The 23014-nt window shown below is 67.0% G+C and carries 18 protein-coding genes; 15 read left to right on the top strand and 3 right to left on the bottom strand.

The genetic code is table 11. The annotated features are described in order from the left end of the window. The first annotated feature begins 83 nt into the window (after window positions 1-83). On the top strand, window positions 84-515 hold the full coding sequence (locus tag ACWF0M_RS23230; RefSeq protein WP_452237779.1) for a DUF2550 domain-containing protein: 432 nt from the start codon (window positions 84-86) through the stop codon (window positions 513-515). On the opposite strand, the gene ACWF0M_RS23225 is transcribed toward ACWF0M_RS23230, so the two are convergent. Beyond that, a complete protein-coding gene (locus tag ACWF0M_RS23225) occupies window positions 506-1549 on the bottom strand; it encodes an alpha/beta hydrolase-fold protein (RefSeq protein WP_452237778.1) in 1044 nt (347 codons plus the stop codon). The genes ACWF0M_RS23230 and ACWF0M_RS23225 overlap by 10 nt on opposite strands. 280 nt (window positions 1550-1829) lie before the next feature. On the opposite strand from ACWF0M_RS23225, the gene ACWF0M_RS23220 reads away from it, so the two are divergent. From ACWF0M_RS23220 to ACWF0M_RS23175, 10 genes are all read left to right on the top strand, one after another. After that, window positions 1830-2816: a TRM11 family SAM-dependent methyltransferase gene (locus ACWF0M_RS23220; RefSeq protein WP_452237777.1), complete on the top strand. Its 987-nt coding sequence runs from the start codon at window positions 1830-1832 to the stop codon at window positions 2814-2816. Between the two features lie 306 nt (window positions 2817-3122). Further along, the gene (locus ACWF0M_RS23215; RefSeq protein ID WP_452237776.1) at window positions 3123-4769 is read left to right on the top strand and encodes an ABC transporter substrate-binding protein; all 1647 of its coding nucleotides are present in this window, start codon (window positions 3123-3125) and stop codon (window positions 4767-4769) included. A gap of 3 nt (window positions 4770-4772) precedes the next feature. Further along, complete coding sequence (locus ACWF0M_RS23210; RefSeq protein WP_452237775.1) at window positions 4773-5771, top strand: ABC transporter permease; 999 nt, start codon at window positions 4773-4775, stop codon at window positions 5769-5771. Window positions 5772-5773: 2 nt separating this feature from the next. Further along, window positions 5774-6634 carry an ABC transporter permease gene (locus ACWF0M_RS23205; RefSeq protein ID WP_452237774.1) on the top strand — a complete coding sequence of 287 codons (861 nt, stop codon included), beginning with the start codon at window positions 5774-5776 and terminating at the stop codon, window positions 6632-6634. Continuing rightward, window positions 6631-7602, top strand: a complete 972-nt coding sequence (locus tag ACWF0M_RS23200) for an ABC transporter ATP-binding protein (protein WP_452237773.1) — start codon at window positions 6631-6633, stop codon at window positions 7600-7602. Before ACWF0M_RS23205 ends, ACWF0M_RS23200 begins: the two co-directional genes overlap by 4 nt. Further along, window positions 7599-8555 (top strand): ABC transporter ATP-binding protein, encoded by a 957-nt coding sequence (locus ACWF0M_RS23195; RefSeq protein WP_452237772.1) that lies wholly within the window; start codon window positions 7599-7601, stop codon window positions 8553-8555. Before ACWF0M_RS23200 ends, ACWF0M_RS23195 begins: the two co-directional genes overlap by 4 nt. Then, a complete protein-coding gene (locus tag ACWF0M_RS23190) occupies window positions 8552-9577 on the top strand; it encodes a LacI family DNA-binding transcriptional regulator (RefSeq protein ID WP_452237771.1) in 1026 nt (341 codons plus the stop codon). Before ACWF0M_RS23195 ends, ACWF0M_RS23190 begins: the two co-directional genes overlap by 4 nt. Window positions 9578-9581: 4 nt before the next feature. Then, a complete protein-coding gene (locus ACWF0M_RS23185) occupies window positions 9582-11141 on the top strand; it encodes an FAD-dependent oxidoreductase (RefSeq protein ID WP_452237770.1) in 1560 nt (519 codons plus the stop codon). A 12-nt stretch (window positions 11142-11153) separates the two neighbouring features. Then, complete coding sequence (locus ACWF0M_RS23180) at window positions 11154-12581, top strand: cellulase family glycosylhydrolase (RefSeq protein ID WP_452237769.1); 1428 nt, start codon at window positions 11154-11156, stop codon at window positions 12579-12581. A 12-nt stretch (window positions 12582-12593) separates the two neighbouring features. After that, window positions 12594-14690 carry a DUF6351 family protein gene (locus ACWF0M_RS23175; protein WP_452237768.1) on the top strand — a complete coding sequence of 699 codons (2097 nt, stop codon included), beginning with the start codon at window positions 12594-12596 and terminating at the stop codon, window positions 14688-14690. Here the strand turns inward: ACWF0M_RS23175 and ACWF0M_RS23170 are convergent. Then, a complete protein-coding gene (locus tag ACWF0M_RS23170) occupies window positions 14685-15152 on the bottom strand; it encodes an HIT family protein (RefSeq protein ID WP_452237767.1) in 468 nt (155 codons plus the stop codon). The genes ACWF0M_RS23175 and ACWF0M_RS23170 overlap by 6 nt on opposite strands. Window positions 15153-15579: 427 nt before the next feature. Here ACWF0M_RS23170 and ACWF0M_RS23165 point away from each other — a divergent pair, with 427 nt between their 5' ends. The 4 genes from ACWF0M_RS23165 to ACWF0M_RS23150 all read left to right on the top strand — a co-directional run bounded on the left by ACWF0M_RS23165 (window position 15580) and on the right by ACWF0M_RS23150 (window position 21757). Beyond that, window positions 15580-16632, top strand: coding sequence for an ABC transporter permease (locus ACWF0M_RS23165; protein WP_452237766.1), 1053 nt, complete (start codon window positions 15580-15582; stop codon window positions 16630-16632). Continuing rightward, window positions 16629-17525, top strand: a complete 897-nt coding sequence (locus ACWF0M_RS23160) for a carbohydrate ABC transporter permease (protein ID WP_452237765.1) — start codon at window positions 16629-16631, stop codon at window positions 17523-17525. Before ACWF0M_RS23165 ends, ACWF0M_RS23160 begins: the two co-directional genes overlap by 4 nt. Continuing rightward, window positions 17522-19132: an extracellular solute-binding protein gene (locus tag ACWF0M_RS23155; RefSeq protein ID WP_452237764.1), complete on the top strand. Its 1611-nt coding sequence runs from the start codon at window positions 17522-17524 to the stop codon at window positions 19130-19132. The genes ACWF0M_RS23160 and ACWF0M_RS23155 overlap by 4 nt, the downstream gene beginning before the upstream one ends. A gap of 123 nt (window positions 19133-19255) precedes the next feature. Further along, a complete protein-coding gene (locus ACWF0M_RS23150) occupies window positions 19256-21757 on the top strand; it encodes a DEAD/DEAH box helicase (protein ID WP_452237763.1) in 2502 nt (833 codons plus the stop codon). Here the strand turns inward: ACWF0M_RS23150 and ACWF0M_RS23145 are convergent. Further along, window positions 21744-22955, bottom strand: a complete 1212-nt coding sequence (locus ACWF0M_RS23145) for an MFS transporter (protein ID WP_452237762.1) — start codon at window positions 22953-22955, stop codon at window positions 21744-21746. The genes ACWF0M_RS23150 and ACWF0M_RS23145 overlap by 14 nt on opposite strands. Window positions 22956-23014 lie beyond the last annotated feature (59 nt).

Genomic DNA, 23014 nt, shown 5'->3' with positions numbered 1-23014 from the left:
AAATATCGTCAGTTGGCAGTACGGTTCTCCGGGGTGCCCGGGGCAGTACCGAAACAGGGCACCGGAAATGGGGTCGGCAAGGTATGAGGGTAGTCCTCGATGTCGTCGGGGTCTGTCTGCTTGCCGCCGTACTGTTCATCGTGCTTGTCGCGTTCCGCCGTCGCTGGTTGTCCAGGGACGGCGGAACTTTTGATTGCAGCCTGCAACTCGCGCAGAAGGAACACGGCCGCGGCTGGGCCCTCGGACTGGCCCGGTACGTCGGCGACGACCTGCAGTGGTTCCGCGTCTTCAGCCTCGCCTGGTGGCCGAAACTCGTGGTCAACCGCCGCCAGCTCGAAGGCGTCACCACCCGCCGCCCGATGGGCAACGAGCCCCTGGTCACGTACGCCGGACACGTCATCGTCGACGCCGACCTGCGCGGCCGCACCGTCCACTTCGCCATGACCGAAGAAGCCCTCACCGGCGTCCTGGCCTGGATGGAATCGGCTCCGCCGAGCACCCAGACCTATCTCTGAAGGGCGCTCAGCAGCATCGGTAGAGAGGCGTGCAGCTCGCGCTGCCAGTAGGCCCAGCCGTGCGTGCCCGGTCCGTAGAAGTTGGTCGTCAGGTGTTTGGCGCCGACCTGCTCCAGTTGGGCCGCGAGGGCGTGGTTCTGGCGGTTGAAGTCGGCCTCTAGTGCGTCCGTCTTACCGGGCGGGTCGAACGGTCCGGCGGTGCCGTCACCACAGGAGAGGTAGACCGGTAGCGACTTGAGCCGGTGCGCCAAGTAGTACGGGTCGTGCGCTTCCCAGATCCCGCGCTGCGCCACCGGGTCTCCCCAGACGCGGAGCGGGTCGTTGCCCTGCCCGGCGAAGAACCCCTTGATCCGGTTGATCGACTCGTCGTTCAGCAGCGGGTGGGCCGAGCCGGAGTACGCCGCGGCCGCGCGGAACATGCCGGGATGGCGAGCGGCGTACAGCAGGGCTCCCTGGCCGCCCATCGAGAGGCCGGCCACGACGCGATTCGAGCTCGCACCCCAGCCGTGTTCGAGGAGGTGCGCAAGTTCGACGGTGTGGAACGTCTCCCAGGCCGGGTAGCCGCCGGCGCCGTAGTTCCACCAGTCGCTGTACCAGCCGTTCCAGCCGGCCTCGGGCATCACGACGAGAACCTTGCGCAGGCTCGGGATCTTCGCGATGTCGGTGCCGGACCATGACGTGTAGTCCCCGCAGCAGCCGTGCAGCAGCCAGAACGTCGGCCAGTGCTGACTGCGGTCCGCCGGATTCCAGCCGTCCGGCGTGAGCAGCCGGACGTTGACGGTGCGGCCGCCGAGAGCCTGGGATCGTACGGACAGGTCAGTCAGCCGATCCGCGACCTGCCGGACTGCGACGACTTCGGCGCCGCGCGGTGCGCTCTGGACGGCCGGCGCGGCGACCGTGGGCGGGGCGCTCTGGACGGTCGGCGCGGTGACCGAGATCGGCGTCGCTTGCGCGGGTGCGAGGGGTGAGGCTCCGAGGAGCACAGCGGTGACGAGCAGCGCTCGCCGACCGATCCAGGACAGCTTCGTATGCACGAGAACACCTCCGGGGCGGGGGGATCACCCTGCAGTTGAAACCATTCAGGCCGGTTACTCAAGACGGCGTCCGGTTCCGTCGACCGGTGGTCCGTGATCTGCGGCGAACGGTCGGATAATTCGGTGGGCTCCGGCGTCGGCAGCGTGCCATCATCTCCGTCCATGGAGACATACTTCTTCCGCGTGGGCTAGCTTCCGCTGGCCTGTTCGAGGTTTCCCGCGGTCAGCGATGCGGGAGTGACCAGTTGGTTGTTCCCGGGCGCTGTCCGGGAGATTCTCCATGCAGTTGGTGCTGGTGCGTACCGTCACGGGTCTGGAGCAGTTGGCGGCCGAAGAACTGACCGCCGCCGGCCACCGAGTAGTCGAGATCGGCAAACGACAACTCGTCGTAGACCCCACGTCCCACTCACTCACCAAGTCACCGCCACGGCTGGCGGACGACTTGTTCGTTGTGTACGCCGCGATTGCGGACCCTGGCCACACGAAGGCCGCCCTGGCTGGTGCGGCCGCCGCCCTTCGCCAGGTGTTGGAGTCGCCCGGTGACCGCAGCGCGTTCGCCGTGTCGGCGTCCTTCGCAGGCCCACGAAACTTCAACCGCTTCGACATCGAGGACTTGGTCGGAGCGCAGATCGCCGAACTCACCGGCGGCCGCTACCACTCACGCCGCCACGGCACCGCCCCACCCGCCGACCGCTCCGAGTGGCGAGTCGTCCTGGACGGCAAGACGCTATGGGTGGCCAAACGCCCGTACGCCGTACCACTACACCGCCGAACGTGGCGCCAACAGACGGTGCGGGGGAGTCTGCACCCACCCGTTGCCGCTGCGATGGCGCGGCTCGCAGACCTCACCCCCGCTCACCAAGTAGTAGACCCCTTCTGCGGCGCCGGCACCCTCCTCCTAGAAGCACACCGACTAGAACCAGCTGCGACGTACGTCGGTCTCGACCGAGACCCCGCAGCGATCGACGCCGCTCGCACGAACGGGTCCCAAGCCTCGATCAGCTGGTGCGTCGGCGATGCCCGTCACCTGACTGTTCCTGCAGACCGCATCATCACCAATCCGCCCTGGAACGTCCGCGTGCCAATCGGCGACCTCACGCCGTACACCCGCCGCTGGCACCAAGCCCTCCACCCCAACGGTCTCCTCATCACCATCCTCAACCAGCACCAGACCCCACACCTCACCACCGACTGGACGATCCACGCCCAACACAACATCACAGTCGCCGGCCGCCACCCACAAATAGTCGTCGCCCACCCCCGCTGAGCCAGGCACACTGCACCGGCTCCATCTCGCCCACGCTCCAAACACACAGAGACGGATATCCCCTCGTCTTGGGGGTTCTCTGCTGGTGTGCGAGGGGAGAACCCCCAACACGAGGGGATATCCACTCCCGTGCCCAGCGATTTTGTCTCGGATGGGGGATAAAACGCTCCTGGGTTCGTCACGGTCTTGACATGTGTGCGTAACGTTCGTAGGTTCCTGCGCATACGTAAGAGCAGAGGTGAATGTGCTCATATATGAGTGCTCATACGTATGAACGTGCAGCCGCTCTAGTCTGGGGTGAGGGATATGCGCAGTCGGTGGCGGGTTTTGCTGGTGGTTGGTGCGGTGGTGCTGGCTGGGTGTTCGGGGCCCGCTGCCACGCCGGCCGGTGGTGGTGGAGCGGCGGGTGCGGCGGTTGTCTACGCGAAGACCGACGGCGGTACGACGTTCGTCCGCAACTACAACGTGATGGGGCCGGCGACGGACAAGGCGCCGAACATGGAGCTTGTCTACGAGCCGTTGATGCGGGTCGACTACGGCGACGGTGGTGTGGTGAAGCCGTGGCTCGCGGAGAGCTGGGCGTTCTCGGACGCGGGTAAGTCGCTGACGATCAAGCTCCGCACCGACGTGACCTGGTCGGACGGGCAGAAGTTCAGCGCGGACGATGTCGTCTACTCGCTCGGTCTCCCGATCGAGAAGCCGGACTTCAGCATTGCGGGTGTCACCTACAAGTCGGTGCAGAAGGTCGACGACAGCACCGTGAAGGTCGTCTTCGCCGAGCCGTCGTACGCGACCCTGAACCAGTTCGCCAACGTCCTGCTCCCGATGGTCCCCAAGCACATCTGGTCGACGCAGAACCTCAACACCTGGACGAACCCGGACCCGATCGGCACCGGCCCGTTCACGGTGAAGGAGTTCAAGCCGCAGCAGATCACCCTGCAGGCGCGCTCCGACTACTGGGGCGGGAAGCTGCCGATGACGACGTACAAGATCATCCCGACCAGCGCCGACGCGTTGAAAGCCCAACTGCTGAAGGGCGATATCGACTGGGCGTCGGCGAGCTGGCCGAACGGTGAGAAGGAGTACGTCGCCAAGGACCCGGACAAGCACCTGTACCAGCTCTACTCCAACGGCGGCGCGATGTCCGTGCTCTTCAACACCGCCAAGGCTCCCTTCGACGATGTCCATGTACGGCGTGCGCTCGCCCTCACGATCGACCGGACAGCGGTCGTCACCACGCTGCAGCGCCCCGGGACCGAGGCGGGACCGACCGGTCTCTCCGAGCAGCTGTTCGCGGATTGGCTGGACCCGGCGTACAAGGGGAAGGTCCAGAAGGTCGACGCGACCGCGGCGAAGGCCGAGCTGGCCAAGGGCGGCTGGACGATCGAGAACGGCGCGCTGGTCAAGGACGGCAAGCGGTACCAGCCGAGCATCCTGTTCAACTCCGACTGGGGCTGGGGCAACTACGCCGACATCCTGATCAACACCTGGAAGCAGACCCTCGGCCTGCAGGTGAAGGCCGCCGGCCAACCGAGCGCCGGGTACTACGACAAGCAGAACCTGGGCCAGTTCGACCTGGCCGCCGCGTCCACCGGCGGCTCTGGGGTGTACGGCGTCTACCGCTTCCTGAACAGCTCGTTCAAGGTCCCGATCGGCAAGTCCGCGACCCTGAACCAAGGTCGTTGGAGTGACCCACAGACCGACGAGATCATCGCCGCGATGGAACGCACCGACAACGTTGACGAACTGAAGGGCCTCGGTCGTCAGCTGCAGAAGATCGTCGTCGACGAGGTGCCGTTCAGCCCGATCTACAACAACTTCTACTTCGTCGACATCAACGCGACCCGCTGGACCGGCTGGCCGACGCCGGACAACTTCGACCACATCCCGTTCGTCGGGATGGGGCCGGACACGATCCTGACTCTGCTGAAGCTTCAGCGCCGGGGGAGCTGAACGATGCGGTGGGCGTTCCTGGCCCGGCGGCTGGGTTTCTACCTGGCCGCCGCGGCCGCCGCGATCGGCCTCAACTTCCTGCTGCCCCGACTGATGCCGGGCGACCCGTCGTCCGCGATCGTCGAGGAACTGGAGCGCGTCAGCGGCCAGCAGGTTCCGGCCGAGACCCTGCTGTCGATCCGCGCGATCTTCGGCAATCCGCAGGCCAACCTGGCCCAGCAGTTCGCCGACTACCTCCGCCAGTTGTCGCACGGCGATCTCGGCGTGTCCGTGGTCAACTTCCCGGTCCCGGTCGCCGACCTGGTCTGGCAGGCCCTGCCGTGGACCCTGTTGCTGGTCGGTACGACGACTGTCACCGCGTTCGCGATCGGCACCCTGCTCGGCGTCGTCGCGGGCTGGAAGGCCGGCAGCCGCCTCGACGCGATCCTGACGCCGTTCACGACCTTCCTGAGCAGCGTTCCGTACTTCTGGGTCGCGCTCCTCGCCCTCTGGGTGTTCGGTTTCGTCCTCGGCTGGACGCCGCTGTCCGGCGGGTACGACGCCGACCTGCCGCAGGGATTCAGCCTCGCGTACGCCGGCAGCGTGCTGCATCACGGTGTGTTGCCCGCAGCAACCATCGTGTTCTCGGCCTTCGGCGGCTGGCTGCTCGGAATGCGGAACATGACCGTCACGACGGTCCGCGAGGACTACGTGCTGCTCGCCCAGGCGAAGGGTCTGTCGCCGAGGCGGGTGATGTTCAGGTACGCCGCCCGGAACGCGATGCTGCCGAGCTTCACCGGGTTCGCGATGGCTCTCGGTGGTGTTGTCGGCGGCGCGCTGCTCACGGAGATCGTGTTCAGCTATCCCGGCATCGGCTACCTGCTCTACGAGGCTCTCCAGAAACGGGACTATCCGATGATGCAAGGCGTCTTCCTGCTGATCACGCTCGCGGTTCTGCTCGCGAACCTGGTTGCCGACCTCGCCTACGTCCTGCTCGATCCACGCATCCGGGCGCGGGGGTGACCATGCTCAAGAGCTGGAAAGTCCGTATCGGCCTGGTCATCCTGGCGTTCTTCGTACTGCTTGCTGTTTTCGGTCCGGTGATCGGCGGCGACCCGCGCGCGAACGACATCGGCGCGATCTCGCAGCCCCCGAGCGCCCATCATCTCTTCGGCACCACCCAGTTCGGTCAGGACGTCCTCGCGCAGACGGTCGCCGGCGCCCGCGGCTCGATGCTGGTCGGGATCCTGGCCGCGGCGATCGGTACGTTGATCGCGATCCTGGTCGGCGTACCGGCCGGGTACTTCGGTGGCGCGATCGACAACGGCCTGAACTTCCTCACGAACCTGTTCCTGGTGATGCCGGTCCTGCCGCTGATCCTGATCGTGGCGGGCTACGTGCAGGGCACCGGGCCGTTCGTGATCGCGTTGATCATCGGCCTGTTCGGCTGGTCGGGTGGCGCGCGGACGCTGCGGGCGCAGTCGCTCAGCCTGAGCAGCCGTGACTTCGTACTCGCGATGCGGATGGTCGGCGAACCGCACCGCCGGCTGATCTTCTTCGAGGTACTGCCGCATCTGACGGGGTGGATCTCGGCGATGTTCCTGCACGGGATGATCGGCGGCGTGATGGCGGAGGCCGGCCTCGCGTTCCTCGGCATCACCGACTCCGGGTCGATCAGCTGGGGCACGATGATCCAGGCCGCGCAGCAGCAGAGCGCCGTACTGCGGGGTCTCTGGTGGTGGTTCGTACCGCCCGGGTTGTGTATCGCGCTGATCGGTACGGCGGCGACGCTGGTGAACTTCGGCGTCGACGAGGTGTCGAACCCGAAGCTGCGCATGGCCCGCCGCTCGGTCGTCGTACGCACCCGGAAGGTGGCTGAGGCATGAGCGTGCTGACGGTGGAAGGGCTGACCGTCGACTACGTGACGGGTGACCGGCCCGTGCGGGCGTGTGACGACGTGTCGTTCGAGTTGCGGCGCGGCGAGATCCTCGGTGTAGCGGGGGAATCTGGTTCGGGGAAGTCGACGCTGATCACCGCGCTGACCCGCCTGCAGCGTCCGCCCGCGGTCACGACCTCAGGCCGGATCGAGTTCCACGGCACCGATCTGGTGTCGCTCAGCGCTGACCAGCTCAGGAAGTTGCGCTGGACCTCACTCGCGATCGTCTTGCAGAGTGCGATGGATGCGCTCAATCCGGTCATGCGGGTCGGCGCGCAGTTCGTCGACGTACTGCGTGTGCATGACAAGAGCCTGAGCAAGGCTGACGCCTGGGCCCGGGCCGCCGAGCTTCTCGGCATGGTCGGAATCTCGGCCGACCGCGTCCGCGCGTATCCCCATGAACTGTCCGGCGGCATGCGCCAACGCGCCAGCATCGCGCTCGCGCTGGCGTGCGGCCCCGAGCTCGTGGTGATGGACGAGCCGACGACGGCCGTCGACGTGGTGATGCAACGCCAGATCCTCGCCCAGGTACTGCGGCTTCGACGTGAACTGGGGTTCGCGGTTGTCTTCGTCACGCACGACCTGTCGCTGCTGCTCGAGCTCGCCGACCGGATCGCGATCATGTACGGCGGGCGCATCGTCGAGATCGGCACCGCCGAGTCCCTGTACACGAAGCCCCGGCACCCGTACACGCGCGGTCTCCGCGACTCGTTCCCGCCGCTCCGCTCGGAACTGCGCAAGCTGACCGGCATCCCCGGCAGCCCACCGGACCTCCGCAACCCACCGCCCGGCTGCCCGTTCCACCCCCGCTGCGCCGACCGCTTCGACGGTTGCGACGAGCAACGACCCGAACTGCTGACGATCGAAGACCACGCCGTCGCCTGCCGGCTGTACCCGTCAGGAGAGGATCAAGCATGAGCCAACCCGTTCTCGAGGCCCGTGGGGTCTCGAAGCATTTCGCCGCCGGGCGGTCGACGGTGCGCGCGGTCGAAGATGCGACGCTGGCACTGCTCCCGGGACGAATCGTGGCGCTGGTCGGGGAGAGCGGCAGCGGGAAGACCACGCTGGCGCGGTTGCTCGCGCGGTTCTACCCGCCGACGTCCGGTGAGATCCGGCTGCGTGGCGAGGCAGTGAAGGGCAGGTCGCGGGAGTACTACCGCGACGTACAGCTGATCTTCCAGGACCCGTTCGGGTCGCTGAACCCGCTGCATCGGGTGCGGTACAACCTCGAGCGGGCGGTGAAGCTGCATCACGCCGTACGTTCGCGCGCCGAGCTGGACCGCAAAGTGACAGAGCTGCTGGAGCGGGTCAGTCTGACGCCGGCGGAGCAGTACGTCGACAAGTTCCCGCACGAGTTGTCCGGTGGTCAGCGTCAGCGGGTCGTGATCGCGCGGGCGCTGGCCGTCGAGCCGAAGGTGCTGCTCGGCGACGAGCCGATCTCGATGCTGGACGTGTCGATCCGCCTCGAGATGCTCAACCTGCTCGACCGGTTGCGGGCCGAGGACGGTCTCGCGCTGCTGTACATCACGCACGACATCGCGAGCGCGCGCTACCTGTGCGACGACATCGTCGTGATGTACGCCGGTCAGATGATCGAAGGCGGCCCGAAGGAGGACGTGATCGCGAACCCGCTGCACCCGTACACGCAGCTGCTGATCGACTCGTCCCCGGATCCCGAGCGCAGCGACCGGAACAACCTCTTCGACGCGGAGGACCTCGGTGAACCGCCGAGCCTGATCGACCCGCCGGCGGGCTGCCGTTTCCACCCGCGCTGCCCGGTCGCAATGGACATCTGCCGTACGCAAGCGCCGCCACGGACCGAACTGACCGACGGTCGCTGGACCCACTGCTGGTTGCAGGAGAACACATGAAAGCGCCACGACAATCCGACGTAGCCCGGCTGGCCGGGGTCTCGCAGTCCGCGGTGTCCCGGGTGGTGAGCGGGGAGGTCGACCGGATCCCGGTGGAGACCCGGGACCGGATCCTGGCCGCGGTCAAGGAGCTCGGGTACGTACCGAACGCGGCCGCGCGGAACCTGCGCAACAAGCGCAACCGGCTGCTCGGCGTCCACACCTTCGAGGCCGTGTTCCCGCACGCCCGCGAGGACTTCTACTTCGAGTTCCTGCTCGGCATCGAGGAGCGGGCCGAGGAGATCGGGTACGACCTCGTGCTGTTCACCTCGACCGGGACGAGTGACGGCCGGCGCCGGATCTACCGCGACGGCACCAACCGGCTCAACCTCGCCGACGGGACCGTTCTGCTCGGTGCCGCGACCGATCGCGAGGAACTGGCCCGGTTGTGGCACGACGGGTACCTGTTCGTGCACATCGGTCGCCGCGAGGTGCCCGGCGCGGAGATCCCGTGCATCATCCCGGACTACGTGTCGGCCGCCGACCGGATCGTCACGTCGCTGGCCGAGCGCGGCCATCGGCACCTGGCGTATCTGCACTCGGGAATCAACCAGGAGGCGTACGCCGATCGCCGGACGGGATACCGCGCCGCGGTCGAACGGCTTGGTCTGCACGACCGTTCGCCGGGTGCGCGTGGCGAGCCGGGGCTGACCGAGGAGTGGCTGGACGAACTTGCGTCCGGACCGGAGACCGCGGTTGTTGCCGAGAACATCGGTCTGGCCGAGCACCTGAGGACCGGGCTGGCGGCCCGCGGGCTGAGCATTCCGGAGGACGTGTCGGTAGCGGTACTGGAGGGCTCGGGTGACGAGCCCGGCCACCGCTGGGACTGCCTGGTGATTCCGCGCAAGGAGATCGGCCGGTTCGCGATCGACGCCCTGGTGGCGCGGGTCGAGGACCCGGACGAGGAGCCCGTCAGCCAGTTGGTGGCCTGTGATCTGGTGGCCGGCGAAACCGTCGCCGCGCCTCGTACGAAGGGGGAATGAACCGGTGGAACTCGAAACCGATGTGCTGGTGGTCGGCGGCGGACTCGGTGGCGTCGCCGCCGCGCTCACCGCGGTCCGGCTCGGCCGCCGCGTCGTACTGACCGAGTCGAGCGACTGGCTGGGCGGTCAGCTGACAAGCCAGCTCGTGCCACCGGACGAGCACCCGTGGATCGAGCAGTACGCCGCCAGCGGGTACGCCGAACTCCGCCGACGCATCCGCGACTACTACCGGCGCAACTACCCGCTGACACCGTCGGTTGCCTCAGACCCGCTCCTCGACCCGGGGCTCGGTGTCGTCAGCCGCTTCTGCCACGAACCACGCGTCGCCGCCGCCGTACTGGCGGAGATGCTCGCCCCGTGGGAGGCGTCCGGCCGATTGATCGTGTACGTCGAACACGAGCCGATCGCGGCGTCGACGACCGGCGACGAGATCGAGGCCGTGACGCTGCGGGATCTCAGAACCGGTGACGAGCGGACCGTGTCGGCGACGTACGTCGTGGACGCGACCGAGCTCGGCGATCTGCTCGAGCTGGCGAACATCGAGCACGTGATCGGCGCGGAAGGTCGTGATCAGACCGGCGAGCTGCACGCGCCGGAGGTCGCGAATCCCCTTGACCAGCAGGCGTTCTCGTGGTGTTTCGCGCTGGAGCATCGGCCGGGGGAGGACCACACGATCGATCGGCCGGCCTCGTACGAGCACTGGCGGGACACGGTCGCGCCGTTCTGGCCGGGATCGCAGTTGTCCTGGACGGACGTCGTACCGGTGACGCTGGAGGAGCGGGAGTGGAAACTGTTCGACGCGAACCCGTCGAAGCGGGCACCCTTCTCGCTCTGGCGGTACCGCCAGATTCTTGCCAGAAGCAACTTTGTCGACAAGGCGATCCCGGACGTCACGGTGGTGAACTGGCCGCAGCTCGACTACTGGGAGCAGCCGCTCCTCGGCGGGTCCGATGCCTCGAAAGCTCTGGCCGCCGGCCGGGAGCTTTCGTTGTCGTTCCTCCATTGGATGCAGACCGAGGGCGGGTACCCCGGCCTGCGCCTCAGGCCGGACGTCACCGGTACGGCGGACGGCCTGGCGAAAACGCCGTACATCCGGGAAGCGCGCCGGATCCAGGCCGAGTTCACTGTGCTGGAGCAGCACGTCGGCGTCGAGGCGCGACCTGACGGTGCGGGCAGTGAGGTGTTCGCGGACACGGTCGGGCTCGGGCGGTACCGGATCGACCTGCATCCGAGTACGGCGGGACGCAGCTACGTCGACATCGAGGCGTACCCGTTCCAGATCCCGCTCGGCGCGTTGATCCCGGTCCGCGTGGACAACCTCCTCCCGGCCAACAAGAACATTGGGACGACCCACATCACCAACGGTTGTTACCGCCTCCACCCGGTCGAATGGAGTATCGGCGAGGCGGTCGGCGCACTGGTCAGCTTCTGCCTGACCGAAGGCCTGTCACCACGCAAGGTCCGTAACGATCCCACCCACCTGGCCGACTACCAACGCCTGCTGGCCGACGGTCTGAAGATCCCGCTGGCCTGGCCGGAAGAGATCCGCACCCATCGCGACTGAAGGGATGTAGCCGTGTTCCGAAAGTCTTTGGCCGCCCTGTGTACTGCGTTGCTGGTCTCCGCTGCGTCACTGGTGAACGCATCGGCGCAGACCACCGCCCTCCCCGCCCTGCACACCGAAGGCAATCGCATCAAGAACAGTGCCGGCACCGCCGTCACTCTCAAGGGTGTCTCCGTCATCGCACCCGAGCAGAACGCCGTCTGCACCGACTGCAACAACAAGCCGATCAACGACCTCATCGACATGACCGTCTCGAACGGCTGGAACTCCAAGGTCCTCCGCCTGCTCGTCACCGAGGCGATCGGCAAGGACCTGAACGCGTACGACGCGACGTACATCAAGCCGTACGTCGACCACGCCGTGGCCAAGGGTCTCTACGTGATCATCGACCTGCACCTGGTCCGCAACTACGGTGACGCGGCCGGCGCCGTACCGCAGGCGGACGTGAAGGGGTTCTGGGACTTCATCGCGCCGCGCTACGCGAGCAACCCGAACGTGTTGTTCGAGGTGTTCAACGAGCCGATCGCGCCGGACAACTGGGCCACCTGGAAGTCGTACATCCAGCCGGTCGTGAACTCGATCCGGTCGGTCGCGTCGAACGTGATCCTGATGGGCAGCCCGTCCTGGAGCACCCGGCTGAACGGCGCGCTGACCGACCCGATCACCGGCGACAACATCGCCTACGTCTACCACCTCTACCCGAACCAGGGCGCGGCGACCGCGGCCAATCTCGATCCGAAGTTCGGCACCGCCTCGGCGACGCTACCCGTCGTACTCACGGAGTTCGGCTGGGATCCGTCACCGTCGGCGAATCAGGTCACGGCCGGTACGACGTCCGGCTGGGGACTCCCGCTGCGTCAGTACCTGGACGCGCGTCCGCAGATCGGCTGGATGGGCTGGATCTTCGACAACTTCTGGGCGCCGGTGTGGTTCGACAAGAACTGGAACCTGCTCAGCGGTGAGTACCAAGGCGCGTTCATGCGCGACTGGTTGGCCGGTGCCCCGGCGACCTCGCCGTGCACCGATCACCTCGCCCGCGGCGCGACGGTGACCGCCTCGTCGACGTACGACGCGAACTCGGGCGCGCCGAAAGCGGTTGACGGGTCATGTGCGGACAGCGGACGCTGGATGTCGGCCGTCGGCGACACGGCGCCGGTACTCACAGTGGATCTGGGGACCTACAAGGATGTGAGTCAGGTGGACGTCTACAGCGGGTACGGGTACCCGAACGTTGCCACCGGCACCGTCCTGACCGCGTTCAAGGTCGAGGGCCACACCTCCGCCGGCTGGGTCCAGCTGGGCAGTTACACCGCCAACACCCGCGCCCTGGTGTCGACCGCGGTGACGGCCGCGGCCATCGATCAGATCCGGCTGACGATCACCGACCCGTCCAGCACCACACCCGACATCGCCCGCGTCTACGAGGTCGCCGCTCACTAGGAGGGATGGCTCGTGATTCGTTCCCGACCAGTTCGCCTGATCGTCGCTCTGCTTGCCGGCGTACTAGTTCTCCCCGCGGTGCCGGCCCTGGCGTCGCGGGAGGTGACGCTGGAGATCCTGTCCAGCCGCCCGGACAAGGTGACCGGTGGCGACGCGCTCGTGCATGTTGTTGCACCGGATGACCGCGTTCGAGTGACTCTCAACGGCAACGACGTGTCATCGGCGTTCACCGCTGACGGCGACGGTCTGACCGGACTGGTCGGGAATTTACGACTCGGCTCGAACCTCCTCCGGGCGGAGACGGAGGGACGGCGTACGACGCTTGAGGTGCAGAACTATCCGCGGCAGGGGCCGGTGTTCTCGGGCCCGCAAGAGCAGCCGTTCGTGTGTGAGACGGCGAGCTTCGCGATCCCAGTGATCGGAGGGACGCTCGGCGCTCCGGTGGACGCGGACTGCACGGTCGCGCCGCGGGTCGACTACTTCTACCGGACCACGGCGGGCCAGTTCGTGAAGTGGCCGGCAGGCGCCACGGCTTACCCGGCGGATCTCGCGAAGACGGACTCTGGTGATCCGTTCATCGTGCGGATGGAGACCGGGAGCGCGAACCGGGCCGTCGTCCAGACCAGCATGCTGCACGACCCGCTGCGTTCGGCGGCGCCGACACCGACGCGGCGTTCGCCGAGCTGGAACGGCCGGGCGATCTTCACGCTCGGCGGTGGGTGTGCGGGCGGCTGGTACCGGTCGGGTACGACGACCGGTGGGGTGACGGACGCGTTCCTGCTCGGTCGCGGGTACGCGCTGATGTCGTCGTCGCTGAACGTGTTCGGGCAGAACTGCAACGACCTGACCGCGGCCGAGTCGGCGATGATGACGAAGGAACTGTTCGTCGAGCACTATGGCCGCCCCGACTTCACGATCGGCTTCGGGTGCTCCGGCGGCTCGTACCAGGCCCATCAGATCACCGACAACTACCCGGGCATCTTCGACGGCATCATCGTCGGCTGCTCGTTCCCGGAGGTCGGGTTCGGCACGGTCTCGTTCATCAGCGACTCGTGGCTGCTCGACTCGTACTTCACCAAGTCGACGCTGCCGTGGACGCAGGAGCAGAAGCGGCAGGTGGCCGGCTTCCAGACGTACGCGACGCTGCCGAGTATGGCGGTCAGCGCGGGCCGGATCGATCCGCGGCTCAACTGTTCGCATCTCCCGGTGGCGCAGCGCTACGACCCCGCGACGAACCCACGGGGCGCCCGCTGCGACGTCTTCGATCACACGATCAACGCGTACGGCACGGATCCGTCGAGCGGGTTCTCGCGTCGACCGCTCGACAACGTCGGCGTGCAGTACGGGCTGAAGGTGCTGAAGTCCGGGGCGATCACACCGGCCCAGTTCCTCGACCTGAACGAACGGGTCGGCGGGTTCGACGCGGACGCCAACCTCGTGCCGTCCCGGACCGTGGCGGATCCACAGGCCGCGCGTACGGCGTACCGGACCGGGCGGCTGACCAGCGGCGGGGGCGGGCTGAAGGACGTGCCGATCATCGACTACCGGGCGTACTACGACACCCAGTCGTACGGCGACATCCACGTCCGGTACCACACGTTCTCGATGCGCGCCCGGCTGCAGAAGGCGAACGGTACGTCGGCCAACCAGGTGAGCCTGCTCGAAGACGCGACGTACGGACTGTTCAGCACCGCGAGCCCGCTGCTGCAGCACGCGGTCGACTCGATGGACCGTTGGCTGACTGTGTTGACCGCCGACAGCACGTCCCGGCCGCGGATCGACAAGATCGTGGCAGCGCGGCCGTCCGGGCTGGTCGAAGGATGCCGCGCTCCCGTGGGCTTCGTCGCACAGCCGCTGGACCGCGACCCGGCATCACGCTGCGAGAAGCTGTTCCCGTCCGCCTCGTTCCCGCGCGAGGTCGCCGGCGCCAGCATCGCCGCAGACGTCATCAAGTGCAAACTCCGCGAGCCCGTCCGGTCCGAGTACCCAGGCTTCACCAATACCCAATGGAACAAGCTCCTCACGATCTTCCCCGACGGAGTATGCGACTGGTCAAAGCCAGGAGTCAGCCAACAACCCCTAGCCGGCACCTGGCTCAACCTCTCATAACCGTCCCTCAAAGTACTGAAGCAACCTACGCACATACGGCTCCCGCTCTTCCGCAGTCGCCGCCTCGGCAAGATGCCGGGTCGCGTAGAGCTCGTCGCCGACATACCGAGGAAAGACGTGCACGTGATAAAGCCAGGCGTCCTGGTATCCGGCCGGCTCGTTGTGCTGCCGCGTGGAAACTCCATCGCACCCGTACGTGCTGCGGATCGCGATCGCGACCTCCCGTACGACGTCCTGCACAGCGTGACCGGCCGCCGGGGGCAGGTCGTACAGGTTCTCGTGGTGGGAGGACGGTATGACCAGAACGTGTCCGCGGTTGTTCGGCCACCAGCGGGAGGCGACGAACGCCAGTGCCCCGTCGGTGCGGAGTACGACGTCGCGTTGTTTGGTGAGGCGGTCCTCGCCGCCGGCGCCGAGTCGGCAGAACGGGCACTCGTAGTTCTCGGGGGCGTGGTTGAACATGCCCGGCATGATGCCAAGGATGTCGGAGTCCCCTGTCCGATGTGTGGGTGAAAAGCGGGCCCGTGGGACAGCTTCTGGTGGGGTGGAACCTGGTATTCCCTGTCCGCAGACCCCAGAAGGTGTCTGTCCCCTCGGCGACCGGCCGACCGTGCTCACCTTGCGGCCGCGGTCCGCCGAAAGCTGCAGCTCGACAGTGACCGGGGTGGCTGGGGACGTTGGCTGGTCATTTCAGGTGGGTAGCAGTCCCCACTCCTTGGACCTGGCCACCCTGGGCGGCACCGATCCGCGCATCCGACACAAGGGCCGGATTCGGTCAGACACTCCGAACGAAGCTGCAGAACTCCTCAAGACACGACACAGTCGAACAGTGGAGAACGGAAAGCGTTCTCCAGTCAGGGGGGATCGACCTCGACCCTGGGAGTGTCGCGTGGCTCGAACGGATGGAGTCCTCAGCCCGCAAACCGACAACAACAAAACACCGATCAGCCCACCGGCCGGCACCGGGTCCGGGCCACCGGGCACAGCTACCGACAGTGCGGACAGGTCGTCGGCGCGCACGGCGGGTAAACCGCTGTCCTGGTGGGCGCGCGCCCGACGCGACAAGGTCCTGCTGCTGATGGCGTTGCCCGGGCTGGTGCTGCTGCTGGTGTTCCACTACCTGCCGCTGCTCGGGAACCTGATCGCGTTCCAGGAGTACCTGCCGTTCGTGCCGCTCGGCCGCAGCGCGTGGGTCGGGCTGGAGAACTTCGCGGTGATCTTCAACGGCGACGCGGAGTTCCTCAACGCACTCAAGAACACGCTGCTGATCACGGTGGTCCAGGTGATCTTCGTGTTCCCGGCGCCGATCGCGCTGGCGCTGCTGCTGAACAGCCTGCTGTCGGAGCGGATCAAGCGGGTCGTGCAGTCGGTGCTGTACCTGCCGCACTTCCTGTCCTGGGTGATCGTGATCGCGATCTTCCAGCAGATCCTCGGCGGCAGCGGACTGATCAACAACTTCCTGCGTTCGCACGGGATGGGCACGATCGACTTCCTCGGCAACTCGGACGGCTTCATCGCGCTGCTCACCAGCCAGGTGATCTGGAAGGACACCGGGTGGGGCACGATCCTGTTCCTGGCCGCGCTGACACAGATCGATCCGGGGCTGTACGAGGCCGCGCGCGTCGACGGCGCCTCCCGCTGGCGGCAACTGTGGCACGTCACGGTGCCGGGGATCCGCGGGCTGATCATCCTGCTGCTGATCCTGCGGCTCGGCGACTCGCTGTCCGTCGGATTCGAGCAGATCATCCTGCAGCAGAACCTCGTCGGCAGACCGGCGAGTGAAGTCCTCGACACATACGTCTACAACAACGGCGTACTGGCAGGCCAATGGGGTGTGTCGGCCGCGGTCGGCTTGGTGAAGGGTCTTGTTGCCGTCGTCCTGGTGATCGGCGCCAACAAGATCGCGCACATCTTCGGCGAGGCGGGGGTGTACCAGAAATGAGCACGATTCAGAGAGGTATCGACGACGGACCGGCGATGTCGTCGCGGGTGCTCAAGACCGTCGTACTGCTGGTCTGCTGCGCGTTCGTCATCATCCCGTTCATCGGCGTGATCGCGACCAGCATCGCCAGTCAGGAGCATGTGACGAACTCTGGTGGGTTCGTCCTGTGGCCGGACGGACTGAACCTGGACGCGTACAAGGCGATCTTCAACGGCGGCGTGGTGCAGCGGGCGTTGCTGGTCAGTGTCGTGATCGCCACCGGCGGCACGCTGATCAGCCTGGCCGGCTCCACGATGCTCGCCTACGCGCTCAGCCGGCCGGGGTCGTTCGGGCAGCGGCCGATCCTGCTGATCGTGTTGTTCAGCCTGTTGTTCAGCCCGGGGCTGATCCCGAACTACCTGGTGGTGAAGGAGTTCGGGCTGCTCGACTCGTTGCTGGCGCTGATCCTGCCGACGGCGATCAGCGGGTTCAACGTGATCGTGCTGCGTTCGTTCTTCATGGGCATCCCGGACTCGGTCCTCGACTCGGCCCGGATCGACGGCGCCGGCGACTTCCGGATCTTCTGGTCGGTCGTGCTGCCGCTGTCGAAGGCGGTGCTCGCGGTCGTCGGGTTGTTCTACGCGGTCGGGTACTGGAACGCGTTCTTCAACGCGATGCTCTACATCAACGACACCGCGAAATGGCCGCTCCAGTTGGTCTTGAGGACGTACGTCATCAACAACACCGAACTGAGCAGCGGTGATCTCGGCGGCGCGTCGGCCGACCAGCTGCCGCCGCAGGAGTCGATCCAGATGGCGATCCTGGTGGTGTCGCTGGTGCCGATCCTGATCGTGTATCCGTTCCTGCAAAGGCATTTCGCCAAGGGCATGCTGACCGGGGCGGTGAAGGGATGACCGTCAGCAGAAGAACGCTCCTCGGAGGATCGCTGGCTGCTGCGGCGGTCGGCCTGAGTGGCTGCTCCACCGTGACCAGGTCGACCGATATCGCGGCGTTGAACAAGCCGGTCGCGCTCCCGACGTACAAACGCTTCGACGGCCCGAAGCCGGACCTGCCGCGCAGTCATCCGCTGATGCCGGACTGCTTCTACCGCTTCCCGGCGAACCCGACGAAGGTGTCCAGCGGGGTGCCGGGGGATGGGAGCGACGTCGTCGGTACGACGTTGACGTCGAATCCGATCCCGCCGACGGCCGACCGCAACCCGTACTGGCAGGAGCTGAACCGGCGGCTCGGATCGCCCCTCAAACTGACCATCACGGCGGCGACCGACTACCCGAACAAGTTCGCCACCGCGGTGGCCGGTGACACGTTGGGCGACCTGTTCAACGTGGACAGCGGGTTCGCGTACCTACCGCAGTTCCTGGAGGCGCGGGCGCAGGACCTGACCGAGTACCTGTCCGGGGACGCGATCCTCGAGTACCCGTTCCTGGCGAACGCGCCGCAGGCCTCGTGGCGCGGCTGCGTGTTCTCCGGCGGTATCCGCGCGGTGCCGATCCAGCGCGGCGTGATGTCGTCGAACACGTTGCTGGTGCGACAGGACCTGCTCGACCAGTTCGGTGTCGAGCTCGGTTCGCCGACGGTCGACGAGCTGATCAAGGTGGCGAAGGCGGTCACCGACGGCAAGAAGAACCGGTGGGGTTTCGCGGTGCCGCCGACTGCGGCCGTGAGCGCGATGCTCGGGCTTCCCAACGGATGGGAGGTGCGCGACGGGAAGCTGGTGCACAGCCGGGAGCTGCCGGAGCACAAGCAGCTGCTGTCGATCACGCGGCAGATGGTGAAGGACGGCCTGATCCATCCGGACGGGGTCGCGAAGAACAATCAGAAGGTCTGGTTCACGCAGGGGTCGGCGGTGATGACGCAGGACTCCTACTCGTCGATTCAGAGCTTCTACCGGCGGGCGACGAACGAGAACTTCAGCATCACGGTCCCGGTCTCGCGCGCGGACGACGGCAAGGTCGGCCGGGTGCTGCTCGGTTCGCCGAACAACTCGATCGCCGCGATCCGGCCGAGTTCGCCGGAGCGGACGAAGGCGCTGCTGCGGGTGCTGAACTGGTTCGCGGCGCCGTTCGGGACCGAGGAGTATCTGTTCCGGAAGTTCGGTCTGCCCGGGCGGCACTACACGCTGAACGGGACCGATCCGCAGCTCACCAAGGACGGCGGCAGCGAGGTGTGCCTCGGCGAGTTCCCGATCCAATACCTCGCCGATGGGCCGTATCCGGCGTACTTCCCCGGGCATACCGAGGCGGTCGACAACCTGTACGACCACCTGAAGGCCGTACTGCCGACAGCGATCCTGCCGCCGACGTACGGGCTCTACTCGCCGACCCAGTCCACCAAGGGCAAGGTCCTCGACACCCGGATGGACGCCCTCACCAAGGACATCCAGCTGGGCCGCGCCGACCTCGGCGCGTGGGACGACGCCGTCGCCGACTACCGCAAGTCCGGCGCCGACGCCATCCGCGATGAACTGGAACAAGCCCTGACCACCAAGGGCGAGAACTGAACTGGTGCCCCTCGCCGGAGACTGGGAACAAGCAATCGCCTGTTCCCAGTCCCCGGCGGTTGGTCCCACCGCGCCGCCGCCCCGCGGGGCCGGCGCTGGGTTGGTCGGGGACAATGGGTGGTGATGACGCTGACCGAGATGTTGCCGGGGACTACCGAGGCTGATGACCTGTACGACGCGTTCGCGCGTTGGGTGGGGGAGCAGGGGATCTCGTTGTACCCGGCTCAGGAGGAGGCGTTGATCGAGGTGATGACGGGGTCGAACGTGATCCTGTCGACGCCGACCGGGTCCGGGAAGAGTCTGGTGGCGACCGGGGCGCACTTCGCGGCGCTGGCGAACGGGCAGCGGACGTTCTACACGGCTCCGATCAAGGCGCTGGTGTCGGAGAAGTTCTTCGCGTTGTGCGATGTGTTCGGCGCGGACAAGGTCGGCATGCTGACCGGTGACGCGTCGGTGAACGCGAGCGCGCCGATCATCTGCTGTACGGCGGAAGTCCTGGCGAACATCGCCCTGCGCGAAGGGGCGGATGCGGACGTCGGGCAGGTGGTGATGGACGAGTTCCACTTCTACTCCGAGCCGGACCGCGGGTGGGCGTGGCAGGTGCCGCTGCTCGAGCTCCCGAAGGCGCAGTTCGTGCTGATGTCCGCGACCCTCGGCGACGTCGAGCGGTTCAAGATCGACCTGTCCCGACGTACCGGCCGTCCGACCGCGATCGTCGCGTCCGGCGAGCGCCCGGTCCCGCTCGTCTACAAGTACGTCACCACGCCGCTGCACGAGACGATCGCGGAACTTCTGGTGACGCACCAGTCCCCGGTGTACGTCGTCCACTTCACGCAGGCCTCCGCCCTGGAACGCGCGCAGGCGCTGACCAGCATCAACGTCTGCACGAAGGAAGAGAAGGACAAGATCAAGGAGCTGATCGGGCATTTCCGGTTCAGCTCGGGCTTCGGCAGGACCCTGCAGCGGCTGATCATGCACGGGATCGGGGTGCACCACGCCGGCATGCTGCCGAAGTACCGGCGGCTGGTCGAGCAGCTCGCGCAGGCGGGTTTGCTGAAGGTCATCTGCGGCACCGACACTCTGGGCGTCGGGATCAACGTCCCGATTCGCACCGTTCTGCTGACTGCTTTGAGCAAGTACGACGGACGTCGGCAGCGGATCCTCAAGGCGCGCGAGTTCCACCAGATCGCGGGACGCGCCGGCCGGGCCGGGTACGACACGTCCGGCACCGTCGTCGTACAGGCACCGGACCACGTCGTGGAGAATGTCCGGTTGCTCGCGAAGGCCGGCGACGACCCGAAGAAGCAGCGCCGGGTCCAGCGCAAGAAGCCGCCAGAGGGGTTCGTCACCTGGGGCGAGGACACGTTCGACCGGCTCGTCGCCGCCGACCCGGAGCCGCTGCAGTCGCGGATGCGGGTCAGCCACGCGATGCTGCTGAACGTGATCGCCCGCGACGGCGACGCGTTCGCGAGCATGCGGCACCTGCTGCAGGACAACCACGAGGACTCCCGGGCGCAGATCCGGCTGATCCGCCGCGCGATCCAGATCTACCGCACGCTGCTGACCGCGGGCGTCGTCGAGCGGCTGGACGAGCCCGACGAGAACGGCCGATCGCTCCGCCTGACGGTCGATCTGCAGAAGGACTTCAGCCTGAACCAGCCGCTGTCGACCTTCGCGCTGGCCGCCCTGGACCTGCTCGACCCGGAGGACCCGGTGTATGCGCTGGATGTGGTGTCGGTGGTCGAGGCGACGCTGGAGGATCCGCGCGCGATCCTGATGGCGCAACTGCACCACGCCAAGGGCGAGGCCGTGCAAGGGATGAAGGCCGACGGCATCGAGTACGAGGAGCGGATGGAGCTGCTCGACGAGATCAGTTGGCCGAAACCGCTCGAAGAGTTGCTCGAGGCAACCTTGGAGATCTACCGGCAGACCCACCCGTGGGTCGCCGAGGCCGGGCTGTCACCGAAGTCCGTCGTACGGGACATGTTCGAGCGGGCGATGACGTTCGGCGAGTACATCCAGTACTACGGTCTCGCGCGCTCGGAAGGCATCGTCCTGCGCTACCTCAGCGACGCGTACAAGGCGCTGCGGCAGACCGTTCCGCCGGACAAGGTGAACGAGGATCTCACCGACCTGATCGAGTGGCTCGGCGAAGTGGTCCGCCAGACCGACTCCAGCCTGCTCGACGAGTGGGAAGAGCTCACAAATCCCACCGACGTCACGCAGGCCGAGGTGGTCCCAGCGGGTCCGCGCCGGATCACCTTGAATACCAGGGCTTTCCGCGTCCTCGTCCGCAACGCCATGTTCCGCCGCGTCGAGCTGCTCGCCCTGCACCGCTGGGCCGAACTAGGCCAGCTCGACAACGCAGCAGGCTGGGACGCAGGCCGCTGGGCCGAAGCCGGTACGGCGTACTACGCCGAGCACGACGTGGTAGGCACCGGCCCCGCGGCGCGCGGTCCCGCACTGTTCATGGTCGAGGAACACCCGGGCTACTGGGAGGTTCAGCAGATCATCGACGACCCCGAAGGCAACCACGACTGGCGCATCACCGCGAGCGTCGACCTCAACGCCTCCGACGAAAGTGCGGAGCTCGTCCTGGAATTGGCGTCGTTCAAACCGTTGTAGCCACCGGGGAGTCCAGCGTGCGAACCTCCCGGGCGAACATCGGGACTGCGGAGATCGCCATCCCGATGGTGCCGACGGCAACGGCCGTCGTGGTGCCGAAGGTGCTGCCCAGGACGCCACCGGCCGCGGCGCCGATCGGCAGGACGCCGAACGTGAAGGTCCGGTAGGCACCGTTGCTGCGGGCAAGCGTCGCACGCGGGATCAGCAACTGCCGGATCGTCACGGACAACACGTTCGCGCTGCCGAGCCCGATGCCGGCGAGGAACTGCACGGCGCCGAGCAGTACGCCGTACTCGAGACCGCGGCCCGGGAGGAACGCCAGCAGCAGCGGGAGACCGGTCGACAGCACGAGCGACGTACCGAATGCCCGTCCGTACCCCAGCCGCCGAGCAAGTCGCAGGCCGAGCATCGCCCCCACGAACGCACCGGCGCCTCCCGCGCTGAGTGCGACGCCGTACCCGCCGGCGGACAGCCCGCGCTCCTTGACCGCGAGGATCACCAGGTTGACGACGAGGATCTGCGCCGCGGCGTTGTAGAGCGCGGCGTGCGCGGTCAGGGACCGGAGGAACGGACTGACCTTGATCTGGCGTACTCCCTCCCACAGCCCAGCGCGCTCCGCGGCGGCCCGGGGTGCGGGTTCGGGGCGACCGGCCGATCCGATGCCGAACGCGCTGGCCAGGTACGAGATCGCGTCGACGAGCAGCGCGATGGCAGGTCCGAGCAACTGCACGAGCAGACCGGACAGGCCAGGGCCGCCCACTTGCGCCGCGGTCGACGAGCCTTGTAATGCACGGTTGGCGGCCGGCAGTTCTTGCTCGGGGACGAAGTCGGGCAGATAGGCGAACGACGCGATGTCGAACACCACGCTCGCGGCACCGACCAGAAACGCGACGGCGATGAGCAGTGCCAAGGAGAGCTGACCGACCGCCCAGGTGATCGGTACGACGGCTATGACCACCGCGCGAAGCACGTCGGTCGCGACCATCACTCGCCGCTTGCGCCGGCGCTCCAGCCAATGCCCGGCGAGCAACGGGAGCGCCGCGCTCGGCAGGTAACTCGCCGTCGCGATCGCACTCACACCGGCCGCGCCCGCGTCCAGGGTCAGCGCGGCGGTCAGCGGCAGCGCGACCGCGGTGACCTGCGTACCGACCGCGGAGACAGACTGCCCGGCCCAGAATCTCTTGAAGTCGCCATCCACCGTTACCAATACCTCCGGCTCATCCAGTAACAGTTACCGAATGATGCCGCATAAGGGGT

The sequence above is a fragment of the Kribbella sp. NPDC055110 genome, assembly GCF_053607525.1.
This window is presented reverse-complemented; position numbering and strand designations above follow the sequence as displayed.